Here is a 20323-nt window from a genome sequence, read left to right as displayed (position 1 = left end):
ATGCAAACCCACCTCGCCCCCGAATACCAGAATACCGCCGATGGCCAGGCCGCAGAAGCCATTCTTCGCAAATGTGTGCACTGCGGCTTTTGCACCGCGACCTGCCCTACCTACCAATTGCTGGGCGACGAGCTGGATGGGCCACGCGGCCGCATTTACCTGATGAAACAGGTGTTGGAGGGGCAAGAACCCACCCGCGCAACCCAGATGCACCTGGACCGCTGCCTGACCTGCCGCAACTGCGAAAGCACCTGCCCCAGCGGTGTGGACTACGGGCATCTGGTAGACATTGGCCGCAAACTGGTGGATGCCAAAGTGCCCCGCCCCGCTGGCGAAAAAGCCCTGCGCTGGGCTCTCAAAGAGGGCCTGCCGTCTCCCCTGTTCGGGCCGGCCATGAAGCTGGGCCAGCTGGTGCGTCCGCTCTTGCCCCAGGCCCTGAAAAACAAGGTGCCGGTGCCGCAGGATGCAGGCGCCTGGCCCGCACGGACCCATGCGCGCAAAGCCTTGATGCTGGCCGGTTGCGTGCAACCCGCCATGTCGCCCAACATCAACAGCGCCACCGCACGCGTGCTGGATGCGGCAGGCATACAGCCTGTCGTAGCCCCCGCCGCCGGTTGCTGCGGTGCGGTGAAATTCCACCTGAACGACCAGGACGGTGGCAAAGCCCAAATGCGCGCCAATATCGATGCCTGGTGGCCCTACGTTGAGCAAGGCGTGGACACTTTGGTGATGAATGCTTCCGGATGCGGCGCCACCGTGAAAGACTATGGCCACATCCTGCGCGATGACCCGGTCTACGCGGAAAAGGCCGCCCGCATCAGCGCGTTGACCAAGGATTTGAGCGAGCTATTGCCGGAACTCGTGCCCGTGTTGAAACCACGCCTGCAGCTCGGCGCTGACACGCCTGCCTTGGTGTTCCACCCGCCCTGTACATTGCAGCACGGCCAGAAGCTCAAGGGTGGCGTCGAGACGCATATGGCCGCATTGGGCTTCGCCGTGCGGGTCGCTGCCAACGAGGCCCACCTCTGTTGTGGGTCGGCCGGCACCTATTCGGTGCTGAATCCTGAGATTTCCTACCAGCTACGTGACCGCAAACTGGGCCATCTGGCACCTGCCGCCCACGAGGTCATCATCAGTGCCAATATCGGATGCATCAGCCATCTGCAGAGTGGTACCGAAACCGCAGTCCGTCACTGGGTGGAAGTGTTGGATGCCGCATTGACTTCCACCGGCTGATCCTTGCTTTCATAATGCACGCTAGCGCCCCGACAAGAGGCGCCTGGTTTTCAACCAATTCAGGGTGCTTATGAATTCACACGACGACTTCGACGATCCACGCCGTCAATGGCTGGTGCGGGCTCTCGCGGCTGGATGGTTCGGTGCGGCGTTGCCGCAAGCCATGGCGCAGGGCCTCAACATTTTTGGTAGCAAGCCCGCAAAATTGCCACCCGGTCAATCCATCTATGGAATCACCGGTGATGTACGGGTGAATAACATTCCCGCGACTCTAAGCACAACCATCAAGCCCGGAGATACGGTGCAGACGGGCAAGAGCAGCGAAGCGATTTTCGTGGTGAATACTCACGCCATGATTCTGCGAGGTGACAGCAAGCTGGAGATTGAGTCGCCGAGCACCGCACCGGATACATCTGTGACGGGTTATGTGATTGGCGGCTTGCGGATGTTGACGGGCAAGCTGCTCTCTGTGTCGCGCAATTCCCCGATGTCGGTCAAGACATCGGCCTCCACCATCGGCATCCGGGGAACCGGGTTTTATATTGAGTCCGACCCGGACCTCACCTATTTCTGCACCTGCTACGGGTCAACCGTGGTCCAAGCCAATGACGATCCGGAAAGCCGGGAGGAAGTGGTTGCACGCCATCATGACCGGCCACTTTACATTGTCAAGGACGCGGCCAAAGGCAAGAACATTCGTAGCGCCCCGTTTGTGAATCACACGGACCAAGAATTGGCGTTGATTGAAACCTTGGTCGGCCGCACCAGTCCATTTGTGTTTTCCAAGGATAGCTACACCGGACCGCGGCGCTCGTATTGATAGGGATCGCCGCTATTCAATCATGAGTAAAGAGAAAGGGGGCTGATATCTCCCCCAACTATGTCTGCGGCCTTATTCCGGCGCGCCGTTCAGTATCCATGCCACGAACTTGTCGTAGTCAGTACGCGCCGCATCTCCCAATGCGGCTGATGTGTTGAAGCCACTGCGCAGCCCGCCATTGTGGTGATTGCCGGAGGGTTTGCGCAGCAAGGGACTGGCGACAATGTCGGTAAAGTTAATGCGTCCCCGTACCTCGGTGTAGAGCCAATTGCGGTTTGTAACGTCGGTGGCGTTTCCCGTTCCTGCCCGATCGAAATCGTTGTAATAGATCGGCGGCACCCCCGAAGTGGTGCTCACGTTTTGGCCACTGACGTGACAAGAAACACAATTGCCACCACTGGCTTGCTGGAGAATGGTCCGGATGTCCGGATTGAAAAGCAAAGCTGCAGGATCCCATGCCAGCACAGGGTCTACCTTGATGGTCAGTGTCTTGGCGGTGCTGGTACTACTGGCATTGGCCGTTACCAACTGAACGGTGTACGTCCCTGCACCACTGACGGTCAATATCGGATTGGCTGCAGTGCTGCTGCTCAAGCTGGCTGTCTGGCCACTCTGTACGGAGGTCACAGTCCAGCTGTAGCTCGTGGAGTACAGACTCATGCCGGCGGAGAGTGTGGGCGTCAGTGTCTTTACCACCCGGTCCGGACCGGGGTCCGCCACGGCGCGCCCGGGTTTGAGGGTGGCGTCAGCGTAACCTTTGCCGCTCAGGTAGTTGGCCATGGTGTTGTACATGTCCGGGGTACTCCAGTATTTGTCGTACACCAACTTGGCCAAAGGCATGTTGCCCCGATCGATCACGTGTGCCTTGATCCGGTCGGCATAGCCATCAAAAGCTGTAAATTCCTCGAAGTTGATGTCGGACTGGTTGCCCGTACCCCGGATGCCATGGCAGACACGGCATGCTTGGGTGACAGTTTTTTTATACAAATCCACTTGTCCAGCAGTGGCCCAGCTCGAAGGCACATAGCTGTCGGTGGTTTCGCTGCTGCTGTTGGGCAGGCCATTGCCACCGTAGATGTTTTTCAGGTGAGCTGCTGCCGCTCCCTGGTACTCGTTGGGATTGGCAACACGTCTGCAGCTGTCTTCAGAATAGCCCGTGGGTGTAGAGGTACCGTTGGGCAGGTTATGGGCGCACAGCACCATCTGGTTGATGGTCTTTATTTTTCCTTCCAAAGCTGCTCGTGTGTAGCCGGACAAGGTAGAGAAGTCAAAGGACGCAGGTTCAAATCCATGCAACTGTGCGCCCACATCGCCGCGCGCCCCTGATGCCGAGTTGCTGATCCTGGGGAACAGTCCGCTGGGCGTCAGTGGGTCGCCACGTCCGCCGTGGCAGGTAATGCAGATGGTGGGCAATGCCTTGTTTCCCCGCCCGTCCAAGTTCGCTGCAGTGAGCCGCGCGCCGGTGATCGGGTCGTAGGTGTAGAGCTTGACGAATTTGACTGAATTGGGCGTGGGATTGGAGGTACCGCTCTCCACTGCGCTGAATTCAATGGCATTGGTGCCCAAGTGCCATTTGTTTTCGCCCACGATGGCAGCCTGAAGGCTGAGGCTAGAGTAGCCGCCATAGCCACCCACCATGTAGTTTTCCACCACAAACGCAATGTTGCCGGTGTTGCTGTCCCGACGCGCGGTCATTTTGCGTCCGTATCCCAAATCCCGTTGGTCGCCGATGATGATGGTCTCTTCGGTGATGCCAGCGCCGGTGGTCCCGAATCCATTTTTGGCCTTGAACTTTGCCAGCGTGTCGCGCTCATTGTTGGGGTCAATGGCAGCGTAATAGGCGTTGGCGTAGGCGGCCGAATCTACCTGGTTGGTGCCATCGCTCTGGCGCTGCGGGTTGGGGAAGAGCAAATAACTGTCCGGACCGCTGGTTGCCGCTGTTGCTTTGGATGTGGGGTCTACGTCGCCCCCGGAACTGTTCCCGCTGCCTCCGCCACCACATGCCTGGAGCAGGACGCTGATGCAAAAGACACAACAGACGAGAAGAGGGGGTGTGTGGCGTATCGGCATATTCAGAAACGCATCAAATAGCTGGCCGACAGCTGGTTGGCCGTGTAGCTGCGCGGGGAGGTCGCCCAGGTGGGGCGCAGTGTTGGGGTGGACTCCACGTAGCGCCAGGAGAAATCCATGGAGTCTCTGGCACCCAGCCCGATGTTGTAGCCCAAGGTAGCCAACACGGTACTGCCGCCAAAGCGGTAGCTGAAGAACTTGCCACCCATGTACGCATCATCTTGCACCAAGACCTTGGCGAGCGTGATGTTTTCGAGAGACGAGAGACCTGTGGATACGATGTCGCCCTCACGGTATTCACCGCTGAGGTAGAGCGTGCCATGGTTTCTAAGGCTGTAATCCATGTTGAAGCGCAATGCGGTGTCCGCTGTCTGGAACACGGCACTGTTGGCAGAGCGGCGGTTGGTGGAAAGTGCACCGAATACCGTGATGCGGTCCGTCAGTGGGCGTGATGCCGTCAAGCCCATCGAATATTTGTAGCCATCCCGCAGGCTCGACTGGTGTTTGAGCGCTGTAGCCTTGAAGAGGAGTCCATAAGTCGGGGTGTCATATTCAGCGTCAGCGCGGTATTGGAGAGCAGCCTCCCCCGTCAGGTTGAGATTACTCAAGCCGTTGTAGGTTTGAAAGCGTTCCCCGCCTGCCGCACCGGTCAGTAGCAAGCGGGAGTTGCCACCCAAGAAGAACATGCGGGTTTGGCTGGCATTGAAGGTGTAAATGCTGTCGGCACGGATGTCGGAATTGAGTTTGGCCCGGGTAATGTTGTCGTCCCAGGTGTACCCGGCATCCACTTGAATGTCATTGCCATTCTCAAATTCCTGTTCGACGCCTTGGAGCAGATTCGGCAAGCCCTTGGCACCGAGTTCTTTGACGAGCTTGAGCCGCAATGCATAGCTGGATTCGTAGTTCGCAATCTGGGTCAATTGGTAATCCAAGCCGAAAGCCCACCCGTCGCGGAAAATGAATTCGCTACCCACCCCCAACACAAAAGCACCCCGCTGGCTGCCGCTGGAGGAGATGGCATAGCGGGTGCCGTTGATCTGGTCGGCATACGCCATGGCCGCCTCACTCCTGTTGCTCAGGTCTTGCCGCCACTCCACGCGGGCCCGTGGTATCGCCCAACCAAAGGGGGTCGCATGGGTTGACTCCCCGCGCAAGCCCAGAGTGCCTTGCAGGGCCGAGTTGGTTTGGTCAAAGTAGGTCAGCGAATAGGTGCCTGCACCGGTCTCCGTGTTTTCTCCGAGTTTGTCGGTCGAGAAGTCCAAGCGAAGGTAGGGGGAGATCATGTTGGATTTCTCCCGGAACTCCAGGCCCGTTCCCAGGGATCCGAACACTTGGTATCCCTTTCGGTTGCTCACTGCATAGGCATTGGCACCTGACACATAGCGGCTCATGTCGAAATCCATCACTCCCACGCCGAGCATGCCTTCTACAAACCCGACAGTGCCCGTTTGGTAACTGCCGTACACCGCGACCGAAGTTCCCCGGGCTTGGGTGCGGGTTCCGTCCGTTCCGATGTTGGTGGTGTTTTTGGCCAGACCAAGTCCCATGCCTACAGTCAGCTTGTCGCTGATGACCAGGTCAGTCCCTACCGTCACCCCACTGGAGCTGAAGTCGGTGGCACTCACAGTACCGGAGGCATCGCGGCTACCGAAGCTGATGACACCCTCCAGCCACATTTTGGTGGCGGATGGCGGGTTGGCGGACAGGTCATCACTCAGCCCTCTGGATAGCCGGCCCAGGTCCAATTGGCCGCTCTGCACCAAACCCGTGGCAACAGCGTAAAGGGGATGATTTCCCAGTCCCGACTCTCTGGCCGCGAACGCCAGTCCCGTGGCCAATGGCAGCGACGCTGGCGTCGTTCCGGGAGCCAGCTGGGTGGCGTTGTTGACGCCCAGATTCGCGAGCCGTTCCGAAGCTTGTAGCGTAGCGGGGCGGTCAGCCTGTGTGCGTGCAAACCCCGAGGATTGCACCATGGCGTCGGTCCGTTTGTTGCGGGCTCTGAGGTTTTCCAGATGCAAGCTGTAATTGAACGCTTGTGTTCTGGAAAACCGCAGACTGGTTTCAACCAGTGCATTCTGCAGCCCCGTCACAGCCGCATCTTTGGTCGGGTCGGGACGCCCCGTAACCGTGATATTGACGGTACCTGTGGAGGAGAGGCCTACACCCTGGAAGTTCCCCTTCGCCGTAAAGCTGTCGGTACCAAAATACCCGTTGGCCGGCGTGTAGGTGACGTTGTTGCCCGAAATGCTAGCCGAACCATGCGTCGGCGTGGATAGCAAAGTCATGCCTGTGACCGTGTAGTGCGCTGTGTCGGTAAATCCAAAACAGCTGCTCAGGTCAAAGGTTGTGGCAGTGTTGAACGTTGTAGACACATTGCATACGCCGGGCGCGGGTGTGCCCACAGTGAATGACACCACCCGCGTACCGGTCCCGTTGGCATTCGTGGCAGACAGGGTGACACTGGTCGTGCCCGGTGTAGTGGGCGTACCAGAGATAACGCCTGTCGTCGTGTTCAAACTTAACCCATTGGGGATTGGTGTCATGCCGTAGGAAGTGGGCGTGTTTGAGGCCACGATCTGGACATTGCTCGACATGGTGACACCCGTCTGCAGATTGACAAACGTGGGACTCGAGATCACCGGAACCGGGGCCACGGTCATTGTGATCGTCTTGGTGGTGGATCCCGCAGCGTTGGAGATGGTGAATGTGAAACTGTCTGATCCCGAGTAGCCGGGAGCGGGGATGTAAGTGATGTTGTACTGCACCGGAACCGTGGCGGTATTGATGGCGACAGATGTGGTTCCGTGCGCAGGCGTGCCGGCAGAGAGACCGTTGTCTGCGGCTACCCCGCTGGAACCGTCGATTAACAGCAAAGGATAGACATCAATAACTTTGGCGACCCCTTGGGGGGTAGATGCAGAACTGTTGGCTGCAATCGGTGCTTTGTACTGCCCGATGTACATGGACAAGGTTCGGATTTGGTCGTCTGTAGGTAATGTGCCGGGAATTTGGGCATACATCAGACCCCCGGGAGACATCGCGGACTTGAGGAACGCGAAGTTGTTGGATGCAGTCAGATGGTTGGGGTACGGATTGGTGCTTGTGTCCGGCGCAGGGTTGGAGAGGTGGCAGCCTGTGCATGCGGACCACGTGCCGTTTACATTGCTGTTGTAGAGGGCCGCAGCGGTGGCTACCGATTGAGCATGAACGGGCTGAAACGCTGTACCTAACAAGACAGCTGCCAGCAGACCTTTCGCAATAGACCGCGCGTACTGAAGCAAGCGGTGATGCATCATCCCCAGACCCCAAAGAATGCCTAACCAAATCCGGTCAGTTTGTAGGGACTTTACAGAAATGTCCTGATTTGGTGGGGCTTACCCAGACAGTTGGTTGGTGGAAGCACCTGCCAGTGTTGCGTTCTCTCAACATCTCCCCGCAATTGCGCCGCAAGTGACATCAACCGGCGAGTGTTGCCTCGATATCCTTGGCCAGGCTGGCGGGTGTGTCCGTCGGCGCATAGCGCTTGAGGACCTGCCCGTCTTTGCCGATCAGAAACTTGGTGAAATTCCATTTGATGGCCTTGGTGCCCAACAGACCCGGCGCCTCTTTCACCAGCCACTGGTACAGGGGGTGGGCCCCACTGCCGTTGACCTCAATCTTCGCCATCAAGGGAAAACTCACGCCATAGTTGAGTTGGCAAAACGAAGAGATTTCATCGTTGCTGCCACTATCCTGGGCGCCGAACTGGTTGCAGGGGAAGCCCAGCACCACCAACCCGCGGTCGCCATAGGCTTTGTGCAGCTCCTCCAGCCCGGCGAACTGCGGGGTAAAACCACAAGCGCTGGCCGTATTGACGATCAGCATGGTCTTGCCTTCGAACTCCTTCAATGAAACCGTCTTTCCCTGGATGGTCTGGGCTTCAAAGTCGTAAACGCGCGTCATAAAAACTCCTCGGTGGACAAACTTTGATCTCAACCATACCAGTTGCGCAAAGAGCTTGTGCTGGCATGCCAATGCTGGGAAGATTTGCTGTGGGGAAGGAGACCATGCGTGGAACCATCACAAGGGATTGCCGGATTTCTCGCCCGCTGGCGCGCCTCGCAAGAAGCCAACCGACAGGTGCAGGGCGAGGCCACCATGGAGTCGCTGCGTCGCTTCCGTGCAGTTGCATGTTTTACTGCGCCTTTGCACGCCATCCTTGCGCTGTTGTTTGCGGCCTACTCGCCACCCGCCGCGCATCCTGAATTGGCGCAATGGGCCCGCGCCCTGGTCGGTGCCCAACTGGCTGCATTTGTGGGTGTGGTGATTGCCGGTTTGCTGACACATGCGCTGTTGCGCCGGCGGCAGCGCGCCAATGCTGCCGCGATAGCGCTGCAGATTGCGGTATCAGGTTTGTACCTTTACTTCGGCGCCCATGTCACCTTGATTGACCTGGTGTTCAACGCCGGGGCCGGGCTGGCCAGCTACCTCATGATTTGCATCATGTTCGGTGTTCTCTCGCTGACGCGGCCAGCCATTTCCGTACCCGTATTCGGCATGACCTACCTGGTATTCGCCTACATGTTGGAGCATGCACCGGTGAACCCCATGCAGCGCACCAGCTTGCACGTCATTGCCGCGGTAGCACCGGCTTTGGCTTTGGTGACGGCGTGGATGAACTGGTCGCAATATGCCAAGTCTGTACTGCTGCGCCGACAACTCAAGCGCAGTAACGAAGCCCTGGTGGTCCAGCAGCAGGAGCTGGCTTTTCTGGCCGACCACGACGCCCTCACCGGGCTCTACAACCGACGCGAGTTCATCCGTCTGGCGCAGATGGAGCTCCTGCGCGCCACGCGTGTGCCTTGTGAAACCGCCGTGATCATGGTCGACCTGGATTTTTTCAAGAAAATCAACGATCGCTACGGCCACCCCGGAGGCGATGCCGTGCTCAAGGCCACTGCTGCCTGCCTGAACCAGGCATTGCGCGCCACGGATACGCCGGCCCGCTTGGGAGGTGAAGAGTTCATAGTGCTTCTGCCGGCCACGGGCCGGGAGGGCGCACTGCAGGTGGCAAACAAGCTACGGGATGCCGTGCGAAGCACCACCATTGAATTCGACGGCGGGCGCATCGCCATCACCGCAAGTTTCGGCGTCAGCAGCGTTGCTGCACATGCAAATGCCACTGTCGATGCCATTTACGCCGCCGCAGACCGGGCTTTGTATGTCGCCAAACAACTGGGGCGTGACCGTGTGGAGTACGCTGACCCGGAGGCTTCGGAGTTCAAGCCCGAGTCCTGAAGGTTGGGAGGATCGTGGATCAGCCGTGCAGGTTGTCGTTGCGTGCGATGTCCAGCAAATGGTTCACCACTGCTGGGTGCTCGCGGCAATTGCGCTCATGCCAGCGTTTGATGAGCCACATAAAGCCGGCCACCACCATGCCGAACGCGCTGATGGCGCCAAATGCTGAGAGGCCCAGGCTGGTCGACAAGGCGTAGAACCCGCCCAGGCCGAGGATGCACGCCTGCTCATTGAAGTTCTGTACCGCGATAGACCGACCGGCACCCATCAGATTGTGGCCCCGGTGCTGCAGCAAGGCATTCATGGGAACCACCAAAAAGCCGCCCAGGCCACCCAGCAGAATCAAGAACGGAGCGGCCACCCAGACGTTGCTGATGAAGTTCAGCAAGATCACCAGCAGGCCCATGGCGATGCCCAGGGGGATCACGTTCACCGCATGTTCGAGCCGCATCCGCAAAGAGGCCACCACCGCACCGACGGCAGTGCCTATGGCTACCACTCCCACCAGCGCGGAGGCTTGGGTAACGTTGTAGCCCAAGGCTGCCGCCGCCCAGGCCAGCACGATGTAGCGCAGGTTGCCGCTCACGCCCCAGAACAGCGTGGTCGTCCCCAAGGAAATCTGCCCCAGCTTGTCTTTCCAGAGCTTGCTGTTGCAAGTCCAGAAGTCCGGCAACAGGCTCAGCAGGTTCTTGGGCATGGGCCGCATGCTCACGCCGGTTTCAGGGATGCGGGTATTGAACCAGGCGGCTATCAGGTAGACAAAAATCAGCACACTGATGGCCGCTTCCGGTGCGGTGTCAATGCTGGTGTCTATCAATGGAAAGTCCAATGACAGCAGCGCGCCCGAAATCATTGGGCCCACCAGTTGTCCACCCAGCAAGACGCCCAGAATGATGGACGCGATCGTCAGCCCTTCAATCCATCCATTGGCCTTGACCAGTTGGGAGGCGGGCAGCAGCTCGGTCAGGATGCCGTACTTGGCCGGCGAGTAGGCTGCAGCACCCAGACCCACGATGGCGTAGGCCATGAGTGGATGGGTGCCAAAAAGCATCAACAGGCAGCCCACGATCTTGATGCTGTTGCTGATCAGCATGACTTTGCCTTTAGGCAGGGCGTCCGCAAAAGCACCCACAAAAGGAGCCAAAACGACGTAAAACAAGGCAAACATGGGGACCAGCGCAGCTTGCTGCCACTCCGGGGAACCGGAACTACGCAATAGCTGGACGGCTCCCACAAACAAGGCGTTGTCGGCCAGCGAGCTGAAGAACTGCGCTGACATGATGGTGAAGAAGCCGCGTTTCATGGGTGGGGTCAAGGCGTATTAGCGGGGCTAATGCGCAGGGTATTGTTGTGAGTCTCCAAACGTGCGACGGTTATAGCACGGCGCGGAATGTCAAAATCTTCGCAGTCCCTTCTTGCCTCTCACTCCATGCCACGTCCCATACTAGCCACGATCCACACCCAGGCCCTGCGCCACAACCTGGAAATCTGCCGCCGCGCCGCGCCGGATGCCCGCATCTGGGCCGTGGTCAAAGCCAACGCCTATGGCCATGGCATCGAGCGTGCGTTCGAGGGCTTGCGGGGTGCCGACGGCATTGCGCTGCTGGACCTGGAGGAAGCCCAGCGGGTGCGCAACCTGGGCTGGCGCGGGCCCATCCTGTTGCTCGAGGGCGTGTTTGAACAACGCGACCTGGAGTTGTGCTCCCGCCTGGGGCTGTGGCACACGGTGCACTGCCAGGAGCAGATCGACATGCTGGCCATCCACAAAACCAACGAGCCACACCGGGTGTTCCTCAAGGTCAACTCCGGCATGAACCGTCTGGGCTTCCAGCCGGAGCAGGTGCGCTCGGCCTGGACCCGCCTGAATGCGCTGCCCCAGGTGGACGAAATTTCGCTCATGACCCACTTCAGCGACGCCGACGGCCCCAAAGGCATTGCCGGCCAGATGGCCGTGTTCAAGCAGGCCACTGACGACCTGCCCGGTGAGCGCACCGTCAGCAACAGCGCGGCCACCCTGCGCCATTCCGGCCCCGGCCTGGTGTCAGACTGGGTGCGTGCCGGCATTGCCACGTATGGCAGTGCGCCGGACTACCCGGAGCATGACATTGCCCACTGGGGCCTGCAGCCCACCATGACACTTGCTGCAAAAATCATAGCTACCCGCGCACTGTCTGCGGGCAACACAGTGGGATATGGTTCCACATTTGTTGCCGACAAACCCATGCGCATCGGCGTGGTGGCTTGTGGATATGCCGACGGCTACCCCCGCATCTGCCCGACCGGCACGCCGGTGCTGATCAACGGTGTGCGCAGCCGCGTGGTGGGCCGCGTCAGCATGGACATGATTACCGTCGACCTCGACCCGGTGCCTCAGGCCGGCATGGGCTCCGAAGTCACGTTGTGGGGGCGCGCGGCCAACGGTGCGGTACTGCCGATTGACGAAATTGCCGCGGCGGCCGGCACCGTGGGCTATGAACTGATGTGTGCACTCGCGCAACGGGTACCGGTGGTCGTGGCAGACTAGCGCCCCATGAAATATGTGCCCATTCCGATTGCCATGCTGGAAGTGGGCCGGCCTTTGCCTATTGATATCTGGAGCGACACCGGTCAGCTGCTCTTGAAGAAAGGGCAGCCCATTGTGTCCGAGCAGCACCGGCACAAGCTCCACGCCTTCAACGCCAGTTCCACACCCGGCGACGCCATGGCCTGGCAGCGCGCCTACGAGCGCATGGTGCACGAGATGCTGCGCGATGGTGTGGATGTGCAAACCATTGCCAAAGCGCCCATGCCCTCCCGCATCCGCGAGGTGGACTATGTAGTGGGTACCCCGCTGAGCGGCGGTTGGCCGGATTTGCAGGACGTGCTGCGCGGCATCCTTTACCAAGGTGGCTTGGCCATCAACCCGCTTTCACGGCTGGACGGCATCGCGCGCACCGTACTCAAGCTGCTGGCGGCTGATGCGGACGATGCCTTGTTTCGCCTGTTCCAGATGCTGGGTGATAACAGCCTGGGCTACTGCTCCACCCATGCGCTGCTCACTGCAGCCATCAGCCTGCTCACCGCGGAGAAACTGGGTCTGGACGCGAGCCTGCGACGCAGCCTGCTGGACGCAGCCCTGACCCAGAACATCGGCATGGCCCGCGACCAGGACAGCCTCTCCCGCCAAAACAGTGCGCCTACGGAGTGGCAGCGCAAGCTGATTGCTGAGCATGCAAGCCTGAGTGCCGACACCTTGCGCAACCTGGGGTTGGAAGACGAGGACACGCTGGATTTGGTCCGCTGGCACCACCACCCGCAGAGCACCGAGGCTTTGCCCCGCAACCGCATGGCGCGCCGCGTGCTGGCCACGGCGGACGCCTTCGTCGCCAAAATGGCGGCCCGCAAAACCCGCTCGCCCTTGCCGCCGATTGCTGCCGCCAAATCGATATTCGCAGGTACGGAGGGCGATGCAGCCAATGTGGGTGCTGCGATGGCCACCACCACGGGCTTCTACCCCCCGGGCACGTTTGTCTTGCTCGCCAATGGCGACACCGCGGTCGTCGCCCAGCGGGGCACGCGGGCCAATGCCCCCTGGGTGGTACCGGTGATGGACAAGAACAGCATGCCCGTGGTGCAGTACATCTGTCGCGACACCAACGACCCGACTTGGGCTTTGGTGACGCCCCTGAACTTCCAGTCGGTGAAGATAGCCGTCAGTGCCGACCGGGTGCAGCGCGCCCGCAGCCGGCTGCCCAAGGCCTGATCAGGCTCCCGCCAGATTGGGGTCTTGGCGGCCTGCCCATTTCAGACCCGCGCAGGCCAGCAAGGTAAGCGCTACCAAGCCTGCGCACACCGCCCATTGCTCGGTATTCAGTGCCGCGAAAGCTGCCAATTGCCGTATCCACGGTACGTACACCATGGCCAGCAACACACCCAGTGCCACCGCACATACGCCCCACAACACGCCATTGGGACGCAGCAACCAGGCGCGCGGGTTCAGCTGCGCGCTGCGGTTCATGAAGATCAGGCTCAGATTGACCAGCAGCAGGGTTGCAAACGCGAGCGTGCGCGCATGCTCCGGGCTGGCATGGGCCAAGCCCCAGGCCATCGCACCCATGATCGCCATCAGGCCGACCACGCCCTGGGCCAATGCCTGCCAGAGCGTGCTGCGGTCCAGCAAAGCGGCCTTTACATCGCGCGGGGGCTGTTGCATGCCGTTCTGCTCGGCGGGCTCGTTTTCAAACACCATGGAGCAGGCCGGGTCGATCACCAGCTCCAGAAAGGCAATGTGCAAAGGGAGCAAGGCGGTCGGCCAACCCAGCAGTACCGGCAGCAGCGCCATGCCGGCAATCGGCACATGCACCGCCAGCACATAGGCCATGGACTTGCGCACGTTGTCGAAAATGCGCCGGCCCAAGCGCACCGCGGCAGTGATGGACGCAAAGTTGTCGTCCAGCAGCACCAGCGCGGCGGATTCGCGCGCCACATCGGTACCGCGCTGGCCCATGGCAATGCCCACATGGGCCGCTTTGAGGGCAGGGGCGTCGTTCACACCGTCGCCGGTCATGGCCACGATCTGCTCTTCGGCCTGCAAGGCCTGCACGATGCGCAGCTTTTGCACCGGCGCCACCCGGGCGCACACCCGGGTGTGGCGCATGCGCTCGCGCAAGGCTGCGTCGTCCAGCGTGTCAATGTCGTCTCCACTGAGCACTTCATGGGCCGCCGTGTTACCCGGCCCTGTGGTTGCGGTGAGGATGCCCGCGTGTTTTGCGATGGCAGTGGCCGTGCCGGTGTGGTCGCCGGTGATCATCACCACCCGGATACCTGCCTGTAAACACTCCGCCACCGAGTCGGCAATACCCAGGCGCAGCGGGTCTTCCAACCCGATGAGGCCGAGCAAGGTGAAGTCGAAATCGTGCTCCTGCCCCGGCAGGGTGATGGTGCCCGCCGCACCCGGCACCCGGCTGGAGGCCACACCCAGCACGCGCAGCCCTTGGTCTGCCAATGCAGCGGCTGCCGCTTGGGCACGGGCCAATTCGGCGGGTGGCAGGTGGCAAAGGTCGTACACCGCCTCGGGCGCGCCCTTGGCGGCCACGATGTGGGCATCGCCGTCATCGGCCGTCCACACATGCGACATGGCCCTTAGTTGCGGGCTCAGGCCGTATTCGCGCACCAAGGTCCAGTCGCGGTGCAGGTGCTCGGTGTCTTGCAGGGTCTGGGCGCCCAGCCGGTGGAAGGCCTGTTCCATCGGGTCAAACGGCTCCTCCACACTGGCCAGAATGGCGTACTCGGCCACGCGGTGAAACGCCTCCGGCAGCGCGTGGGGTTCGCCGTCAGGGAGGGCCAGAATTTGATCTGCTGCCGTGCCACCATAGGCCAACAAGGCGGCCACCCGCATGCGGTTTTCGGTCAGGGTGCCGGTCTTGTCCACACACAGCACCGAAGTCGCCCCCAGAGTTTCAATGGCGGCCAGGCGGCGGGTCAGCACCTGCTGCTTGGCAAGCCGCCAGGCACCCAATGCTGGCAGCACGGTGAGGATGACGGTGAACTCCTGCGGCAGCAAGGCCATGGCCAGCGCGATCCCCGAGAGCAGTGCGGCTGTCCAGTTGCCGTGCATCAGCCCGCTGGCCAATATCAGCAGCAAGCTGGCAACACCGGCCACCACCGCCAGGCGTTGGACCAGCACGGTTGTTTGCTGCTTGAGCGGAGAGTCTTCCGGGCCCAAGCCGTCCAAGGCGCTGCCGATGCGCCCCATGGCCGACGCCGCGCCGGTCTGTTCCACCCGCGCCAGCCCGTGGCCGCGCACCAGCAGGGTGCCGCCGAAGAGGGCGGCGTCGCCCCCGCTGGCGGCCTTTTCAACGGGCACCGATTCGCCGCTGAGCATGGACTCGTCCGCCATCACATCGCTGCCGCTCAAGAGCGCGGCATCCGCGGCCACCCGGTCGCCCTCGGCCAGCACCAGCACATCGCCGGGCACCACCGTGCTGCCCGGTACGGCTTGGGCTTTGCCGTCGCGCAGCACCTGGGCCTGCGGGCTGGCGAGTTGGCGCAGGGCCTGCATGGCGTGTTCGGTTTTGCCCTCTTGGTAGAGCGTGAGCGCCACCACCATCACCACCAGCCCGAGCAGAATGCCGCCCTCCTGCCAGTCGCCCAGCAGGCCGTAGAACACGGCAGCCCCCAGCAGTAGCAGGAACATCGGCTCGGTGAGCGTTTCGCGGGCGATGGCGGTCCAGCGCCGTGCGCCGGTTCCGGGCAGGGCGTTAGGGCCGTGGGTGGCCAGCAACTCGGCGGCTTGTGCGCTGCTCAGGCCTTGGTGGGCAGTGCTGTCGGCAGTGGGGGCCATTGTTTCAGGTGAAATTGGCATGTAGCCCTTTTGGAATGTGCGCGAGCAGCTCCTGATTTAGTAGCAAACTCCCGGGGCACTTTTCACCATGCTAGAGATGCAGGGCGTTGCCGTCTGTGATCTGGCGCATGGTTTGCGCAGTTCGGTATCTGTGGTTTTGTACAGTATTATTCCCGCCATGGCCAAAGACAAAACCATCTACACCTGCAACGAGTGCGGCGGCACCAGCCCCAAGTGGCTGGGCAAATGCCCGCACTGCAGTGCCTGGAACACGCTGATCGAATCCGTGGCCAGCAGCGACAGCCCGGCCAAAAACCGCTTCGCCTCGCTGGCCAAGACGGCCGAGGTCACGGTGCTGTCCGACATCGAAGCGCAGGACGTGGAACGCACCCCCACCGGCCACGAGGAGCTGGACCGTGTGCTGGGTGGTGGCATGGTGGAGGGCGGCGTGGTGTTGATTGGCGGCGACCCTGGCATCGGCAAGTCCACGCTCTTGCTGCAGGCGCTCGATTCGATGGAGCGCGCCAGCAGAAACACGCGGAGCGCCGCCGGGCCGTCCCAAGGCGCGAAAGTCCCCTCGGGGGGCAGCGGACCTCGCGCAGCGGGGGAGCGTGGGGGCTTTCTGTACGTCACCGGCGAGGAGAGCGGGGCGCAAGTGGCTTTGCGCTCGCGCCGCCTGGGGCTGGACCACTCGCAGGTGAAAGTGCTGGCCGAGATTCAGCTCGAAAAAATCCTCGCCACTCTGGAGGCCAACCGCCCGGACGTGGCGGTGATCGATTCCATCCAGACCGTGTACTCCGAGCAGCTCACCAGCGCGCCGGGCTCGGTGGCACAGGTGCGCGAGTGCGCCGCCCACCTGACCCGCGCGGCCAAGGCCAGCGGCACGGCCATCGTGCTCGTGGGACATGTGACCAAAGAAGGCGCGCTGGCCGGGCCGCGGGTGTTGGAGCACATGGTGGACACGGTGCTGTACTTCGAGGGTGACACGCACAGCCAGTTCCGGCTGGTGCGCGCCATCAAAAACCGCTTTGGCGCGGTGAATGAGATTGGCGTGTTCGCCATGACCGAAAAAGGCCTGAAGGGCGTGAGCAATCCGAGCGCCATCTTTTTGAGCCAACACGCCGAGCCGGTGCCCGGCAGTTGTGTGATGGTCACGCTGGAAGGCACCCGCCCGCTCTTGGTGGAAATTCAGGCGCTGGTGGACATGGGCGGACCTTCACCGCGCCGACTCAGCGTGGGCTTGGACAAAGACCGCCTGGCCATGCTGCTGGCGGTGTTGCACCGCCACGCGGGCGTGGCCTGTATGGACCAGGATGTGTTCATTAACGCCGTGGGCGGCGTGCGCATCGGCGAGCCGGCTGCAGACTTGGCGGTCATGCTGTCCATCACCTCGAGCTTGCGTGGCAAGCCGCTGCCCAAAGGCTTTATCGCGTTTGGCGAAGTGGGGCTGGCCGGTGAGGTGCGTCCGGCACCGCGCGGCCAGGAGCGCCTGAAAGAAGCCGCAAAGCTCGGTTTCACCATGGCGGTGGTGCCCAAGGCGAATGCGCCCAAAAAGCCGATTGAGGGCATGACCATCCATGCGGTGGAGCGGGTGGAAGAAGCCATGAATGTGGTGCGAGGCTTGACCTGAGGCAAGGCGCCCCGGCCCGCAACTGCCTACACTGCAGCCATGCGCTGGCTGAACAAACTGCCCCATTCGATCCGCTCGGCCTCCGGCCTGGAGTGGGCCTTATGGCGCAAGCTGCCGCTCATTGCCCTGGCGGGCACCGCGCTGCCTTTGTTGGGGCTGGCGCTCTACCACGCGGGCGCGGATGCCGGTAACCCTGCAGAGGCGCGGGCATTGCAGCTGGCGGATTTCATCGTGGTCGGGGTCATCGTGTTCCACTGGACGCTGGTGATCACAGCGGCCATCGGCTGTGTGGTGGTCATGGTGATGAAGGGCCCCGCCTATGTGGCTGACGGGCTGGACGTCAGCCACAGTGAGCAACCGCGCCCCGACTTGTAGCGCGCCGCAGCGCAGCGCTTAAGACCTGCTTAATCTTCGCGGGCCACCATGCAGGTCATGGAGGTCACCATGTCACGCATCGCCGTCACAGCAGTTCCTGCAGCCTGCATTGCACGCACTTTTGTCTTCGCCGCCGCGCTTGCCGTCACCCAGGCTGGAACTGCCTGGGCCGGCACCCCCCAAGAGCAGCTGGGCGCCTTGAGTGCCCAAGCGGGCCGCAGCCCGAATGGGGCGCAGGGCCAGCAGTTTTTCAATGCCAAACATGGCCGCGAATGGAGCTGCGCCTCCTGCCACAACGCCCAGCCCACGGGCGAGGGTAAGCACGCGAATACGGGTAAATCCATCTCCGCGCTTGCGCCCGCTTTCAACCCCGAGCGCTTCACCGACCCCGCCAAAAGCGAGAAGTGGTTCCGCCGCAACTGCAATGACGTGCTGGCCCGCGAATGCACGGCCGCCGAGAAGGCCGATGTGCTGGCCTGGCTGATGGGCCTGAAGCGCTGAGTTGTGCCCCTTCGCAAAGGAATAACGATGAAAAACAAGCCCCTGGCGCCCGTCCGATATGCGCGAGCTGCTATGAAATGGATAGCAATTGCGCTGCTGGCCGGCGCTGGCCCGGCGCGCGCAGACAGTCCGCAGCGCGTTACGCCGCTTCCCAAGTACCAGCAGGAGTGCGCTGCTTGCCACTTGGCGTATCCGCCCGGCATGCTGCCCGTCGCATCGTGGAAGCGACTCATGGGATCGCTGTCCACCCATTACGGGACCGACGCATCACTCGACGAAGCCAGTGTGCGGGAAATCAGTGGCTGGCTGCAAACCCATGCCGGCACGTACAAGCGGGTGTCTGAAGAGCCACCGCAAGACCGCATCACCCGGTCGCAATGGTTCGTGCGCAAGCACAACGAGGTGGATCCGCAAATCTGGAAGCAGGCGTCTGTCAAAAGCGCTGCTAACTGTGCGGCCTGTCACAGCGCGGCCGACAAGGGCAGCTTCCGCGAATCCGAAATCCAATTTCCCAAAGGCCTGGACGCGCGCTTTCGCCGCAACGGGTCTGATTGATGGAGAGTTAAGTTCATGTCTTCCACTTCATTGCCCGGCCCGGCAGCCATGGCCCCTGCCGGAAACCCCGTCCCCGCCACGCGTAGCCGCCGCATCGTGGATACGCCCACCCGGGTCTTCCATGCCTTGTTTGCACTGTGTTTTCTGGGCGCGTACCTCACCGCGGAGGGTGAGGCTATGCGGCTCTTGCACGTCACGCTGGGTTACAGCATGGCCGGCTTGCTCGTGTTCCGGTTGGTGTACGGCTTGGTCGGGCCCCGCCATGCGCGCTTGAGCCTGCTGGCAGGCAAGCTCCGGTCGCTGCCGAAGTGGCTGGCATCCGTGGCCCAAGGCACCGCAGACCGGACATGGGCTGCGGTGAACTGGCGCCAAGGGCAGAACCTGGCGCTTGCGGTGGCGGTCGTCGCCTTGATGGTGCTGGTGGTGCCGCTCACGCTGTCGGGCTACGCCACGTACAACGAATGGGGCGACTGGCTGGGAGACGTGCACGAACTAGCTGGCAATGCGTTCCTGGTCGTGGTGCTGGCGCATGGGGGCATTGTGCTGCTGCTCAGCCTGCTGCGTCGCAAGAATATGGCGATGCAAATGGTGCACGGCCGCGGGCAAGGGCCGGGCCCCGACGTGGTGAAACGCAACCACGCGTGGCTGGCGGTTTGGATCCTGGTGGCGGTGCTGGGCTACTGGAGCTGGGAGTGGCAGCAGTCTCCTAATGGCTTGATCTCTGCGCAGGCTGTCACTGACCTTCTGAGCGGGCGGGAGTCCGGCGATTCCGATTGAGCAACACGCAAGAGTTACGCGCACTCGGTGCGTGCAAAATGACAAGGCGCACTTCCTGTGCCACTCCCTGAGTTTTGATGGAATGACCCATGCGTATCCTGCTGGCTGAAGACGACTCCATGCTGGGCGATGGCCTGCGCGCCGGCCTGCGGCAGATGGGTTTTCAGGTGGACTGGGTGCGCGACGGCGTGGCTGCCGAGCGCGAGCTGCGCGCCGTGGACTACGCCGCTGCAGTGCTGGATCTCGGCCTGCCCGGCAAAGATGGCATGGAGGTTCTGCAGGCTCTGCGCGCCGCACGGAACACCACCCCGGTGCTGGTGCTCACGGCCCGTGACGCGGTGCCCGACCGCATCCGTGGGCTGGACGCCGGTGCTGACGACTATGTGCTCAAGCCGGTGGACCTGCACGAGCTGGCCGCGCGTTTGCGCTCCCTGGTACGCCGCTCGCACGGGGTGGCGCAAGACATGTTGCAGGCCGGCGCGCTGAGCCTGGACCCGTCGGCCCGGCAGGTCAGTTGGATGGGCGAGGCCGTACCGCTGTCTACCCGCGAGTTTGATTTGCTGCATACCTTGATGCGCAGTGCCGGCCGCGTGCTGTCGCGCGAACAGCTGGAGCAGCAGATGTACAGCTGGGGCCTGGAGGTCGAGAGCAACACCATCGAAGTGCATATCCATCACCTGCGCCGCAAGCTGCAGGCAGATGTCATCCAGACCGTGCGCGGTGTGGGCTACATGCTCAACCCTCGGGCGGGCGTTTGACC

Annotated in this window: 16 protein-coding genes; 11 read left to right on the top strand and 5 right to left on the bottom strand. The window is 61.8% G+C overall.

Annotated elements, in window-relative coordinates:
- The gene (gene glcF / locus RAN89_RS01920) at positions 1–1236 is read left to right on the top strand and encodes a glycolate oxidase subunit GlcF (RefSeq protein WP_313867987.1); all 1236 of its coding nucleotides are present in this window, start codon (positions 1–3) and stop codon (positions 1234–1236) included.
- 70 nt (positions 1237–1306) lie between these two features.
- A complete protein-coding gene (locus RAN89_RS01915; RefSeq protein ID WP_313867986.1) occupies positions 1307–2056 on the top strand; it encodes a FecR family protein in 750 nt (249 codons plus the stop codon).
- 72 nt (positions 2057–2128) lie between these two features.
- Here the strand turns inward: RAN89_RS01915 and RAN89_RS01910 are convergent, their stop codons facing one another.
- The 3 genes from RAN89_RS01910 to RAN89_RS01900 form a co-directional block, all read right to left on the bottom strand.
- Entirely contained in the window at positions 2129–3967 is a 1839-nt protein-coding gene (locus RAN89_RS01910) for a hypothetical protein (protein ID WP_313867985.1), read from the bottom strand.
- 161 nt (positions 3968–4128) lie between these two features.
- Positions 4129–7422: an autotransporter family protein gene (locus RAN89_RS01905; protein ID WP_313867984.1), complete on the bottom strand. Its 3294-nt coding sequence runs from the start codon at positions 7420–7422 to the stop codon at positions 4129–4131.
- Between the two features lie 160 nt (positions 7423–7582).
- Positions 7583–8068, bottom strand: coding sequence for a glutathione peroxidase (locus RAN89_RS01900; protein WP_313867983.1), 486 nt, complete (start codon positions 8066–8068; stop codon positions 7583–7585).
- A 108-nt stretch (positions 8069–8176) separates the two neighbouring features.
- Between RAN89_RS01900 and RAN89_RS01895 the strand changes: the two genes are divergently transcribed.
- Positions 8177–9403, top strand: a complete 1227-nt coding sequence (locus RAN89_RS01895; protein ID WP_313867982.1) for a GGDEF domain-containing protein — start codon at positions 8177–8179, stop codon at positions 9401–9403.
- 19 nt (positions 9404–9422) lie between these two features.
- Here the strand turns inward: RAN89_RS01895 and lplT are convergent, their stop codons facing one another.
- Entirely contained in the window at positions 9423–10706 is a 1284-nt protein-coding gene (lplT, locus tag RAN89_RS01890) for a lysophospholipid transporter LplT (protein WP_313867981.1), read from the bottom strand.
- A 126-nt stretch (positions 10707–10832) separates the two neighbouring features.
- Here lplT and alr point away from each other — a divergent pair, with 126 nt between their 5' ends.
- Both alr and RAN89_RS01880 read left to right on the top strand, forming a co-directional pair.
- Positions 10833–11927: an alanine racemase gene (gene alr, locus RAN89_RS01885; RefSeq protein ID WP_313867980.1), complete on the top strand. Its 1095-nt coding sequence runs from the start codon at positions 10833–10835 to the stop codon at positions 11925–11927.
- 6 nt (positions 11928–11933) lie between these two features.
- Positions 11934–13145 carry an HD-GYP domain-containing protein gene (locus RAN89_RS01880; protein WP_313867979.1) on the top strand — a complete coding sequence of 404 codons (1212 nt, stop codon included), beginning with the start codon at positions 11934–11936 and terminating at the stop codon, positions 13143–13145.
- On the opposite strand, the gene RAN89_RS01875 is transcribed toward RAN89_RS01880, so the two are convergent.
- Complete coding sequence (locus RAN89_RS01875) at positions 13146–15725, bottom strand: cation-translocating P-type ATPase (RefSeq protein ID WP_313867978.1); 2580 nt, start codon at positions 15723–15725, stop codon at positions 13146–13148.
- A gap of 178 nt (positions 15726–15903) precedes the next feature.
- On the opposite strand from RAN89_RS01875, the gene radA reads away from it, so the two are divergent.
- The 6 genes from radA to RAN89_RS01845 all read left to right on the top strand — a co-directional run bounded on the left by radA (position 15904) and on the right by RAN89_RS01845 (position 20321).
- Positions 15904–17355 (top strand): DNA repair protein RadA, encoded by a 1452-nt coding sequence (gene radA / locus RAN89_RS01870; protein WP_313867977.1) that lies wholly within the window; start codon positions 15904–15906, stop codon positions 17353–17355.
- A gap of 39 nt (positions 17356–17394) precedes the next feature.
- Positions 17395–17730 carry a hypothetical protein gene (locus RAN89_RS01865; RefSeq protein ID WP_313867976.1) on the top strand — a complete coding sequence of 112 codons (336 nt, stop codon included), beginning with the start codon at positions 17395–17397 and terminating at the stop codon, positions 17728–17730.
- Between the two features lie 69 nt (positions 17731–17799).
- Positions 17800–18231 carry a DUF1924 domain-containing protein gene (locus RAN89_RS01860; protein WP_313867975.1) on the top strand — a complete coding sequence of 144 codons (432 nt, stop codon included), beginning with the start codon at positions 17800–17802 and terminating at the stop codon, positions 18229–18231.
- A gap of 27 nt (positions 18232–18258) precedes the next feature.
- Entirely contained in the window at positions 18259–18786 is a 528-nt protein-coding gene (locus RAN89_RS01855) for a diheme cytochrome c (RefSeq protein WP_313867974.1), read from the top strand.
- A gap of 15 nt (positions 18787–18801) precedes the next feature.
- Complete coding sequence (locus RAN89_RS01850; RefSeq protein ID WP_313867973.1) at positions 18802–19563, top strand: cytochrome b/b6 domain-containing protein; 762 nt, start codon at positions 18802–18804, stop codon at positions 19561–19563.
- Positions 19564–19652: 89 nt separating this feature from the next.
- A complete protein-coding gene (locus RAN89_RS01845; protein WP_313867972.1) occupies positions 19653–20321 on the top strand; it encodes a winged helix-turn-helix domain-containing protein in 669 nt (222 codons plus the stop codon).
- The last annotated feature ends 2 nt before the right edge of the window (positions 20322–20323 follow it).

The organism is Rhodoferax mekongensis, from assembly GCF_032191775.1.
GTDB classification, from domain to species: Bacteria; Pseudomonadota; Gammaproteobacteria; order Burkholderiales; family Burkholderiaceae_C; genus Allorhodoferax; species Allorhodoferax mekongensis.
The sequence above is the reverse complement of the archived record's forward strand: the minus strand, read 5'-3'. Positions and strand labels throughout refer to the sequence as shown.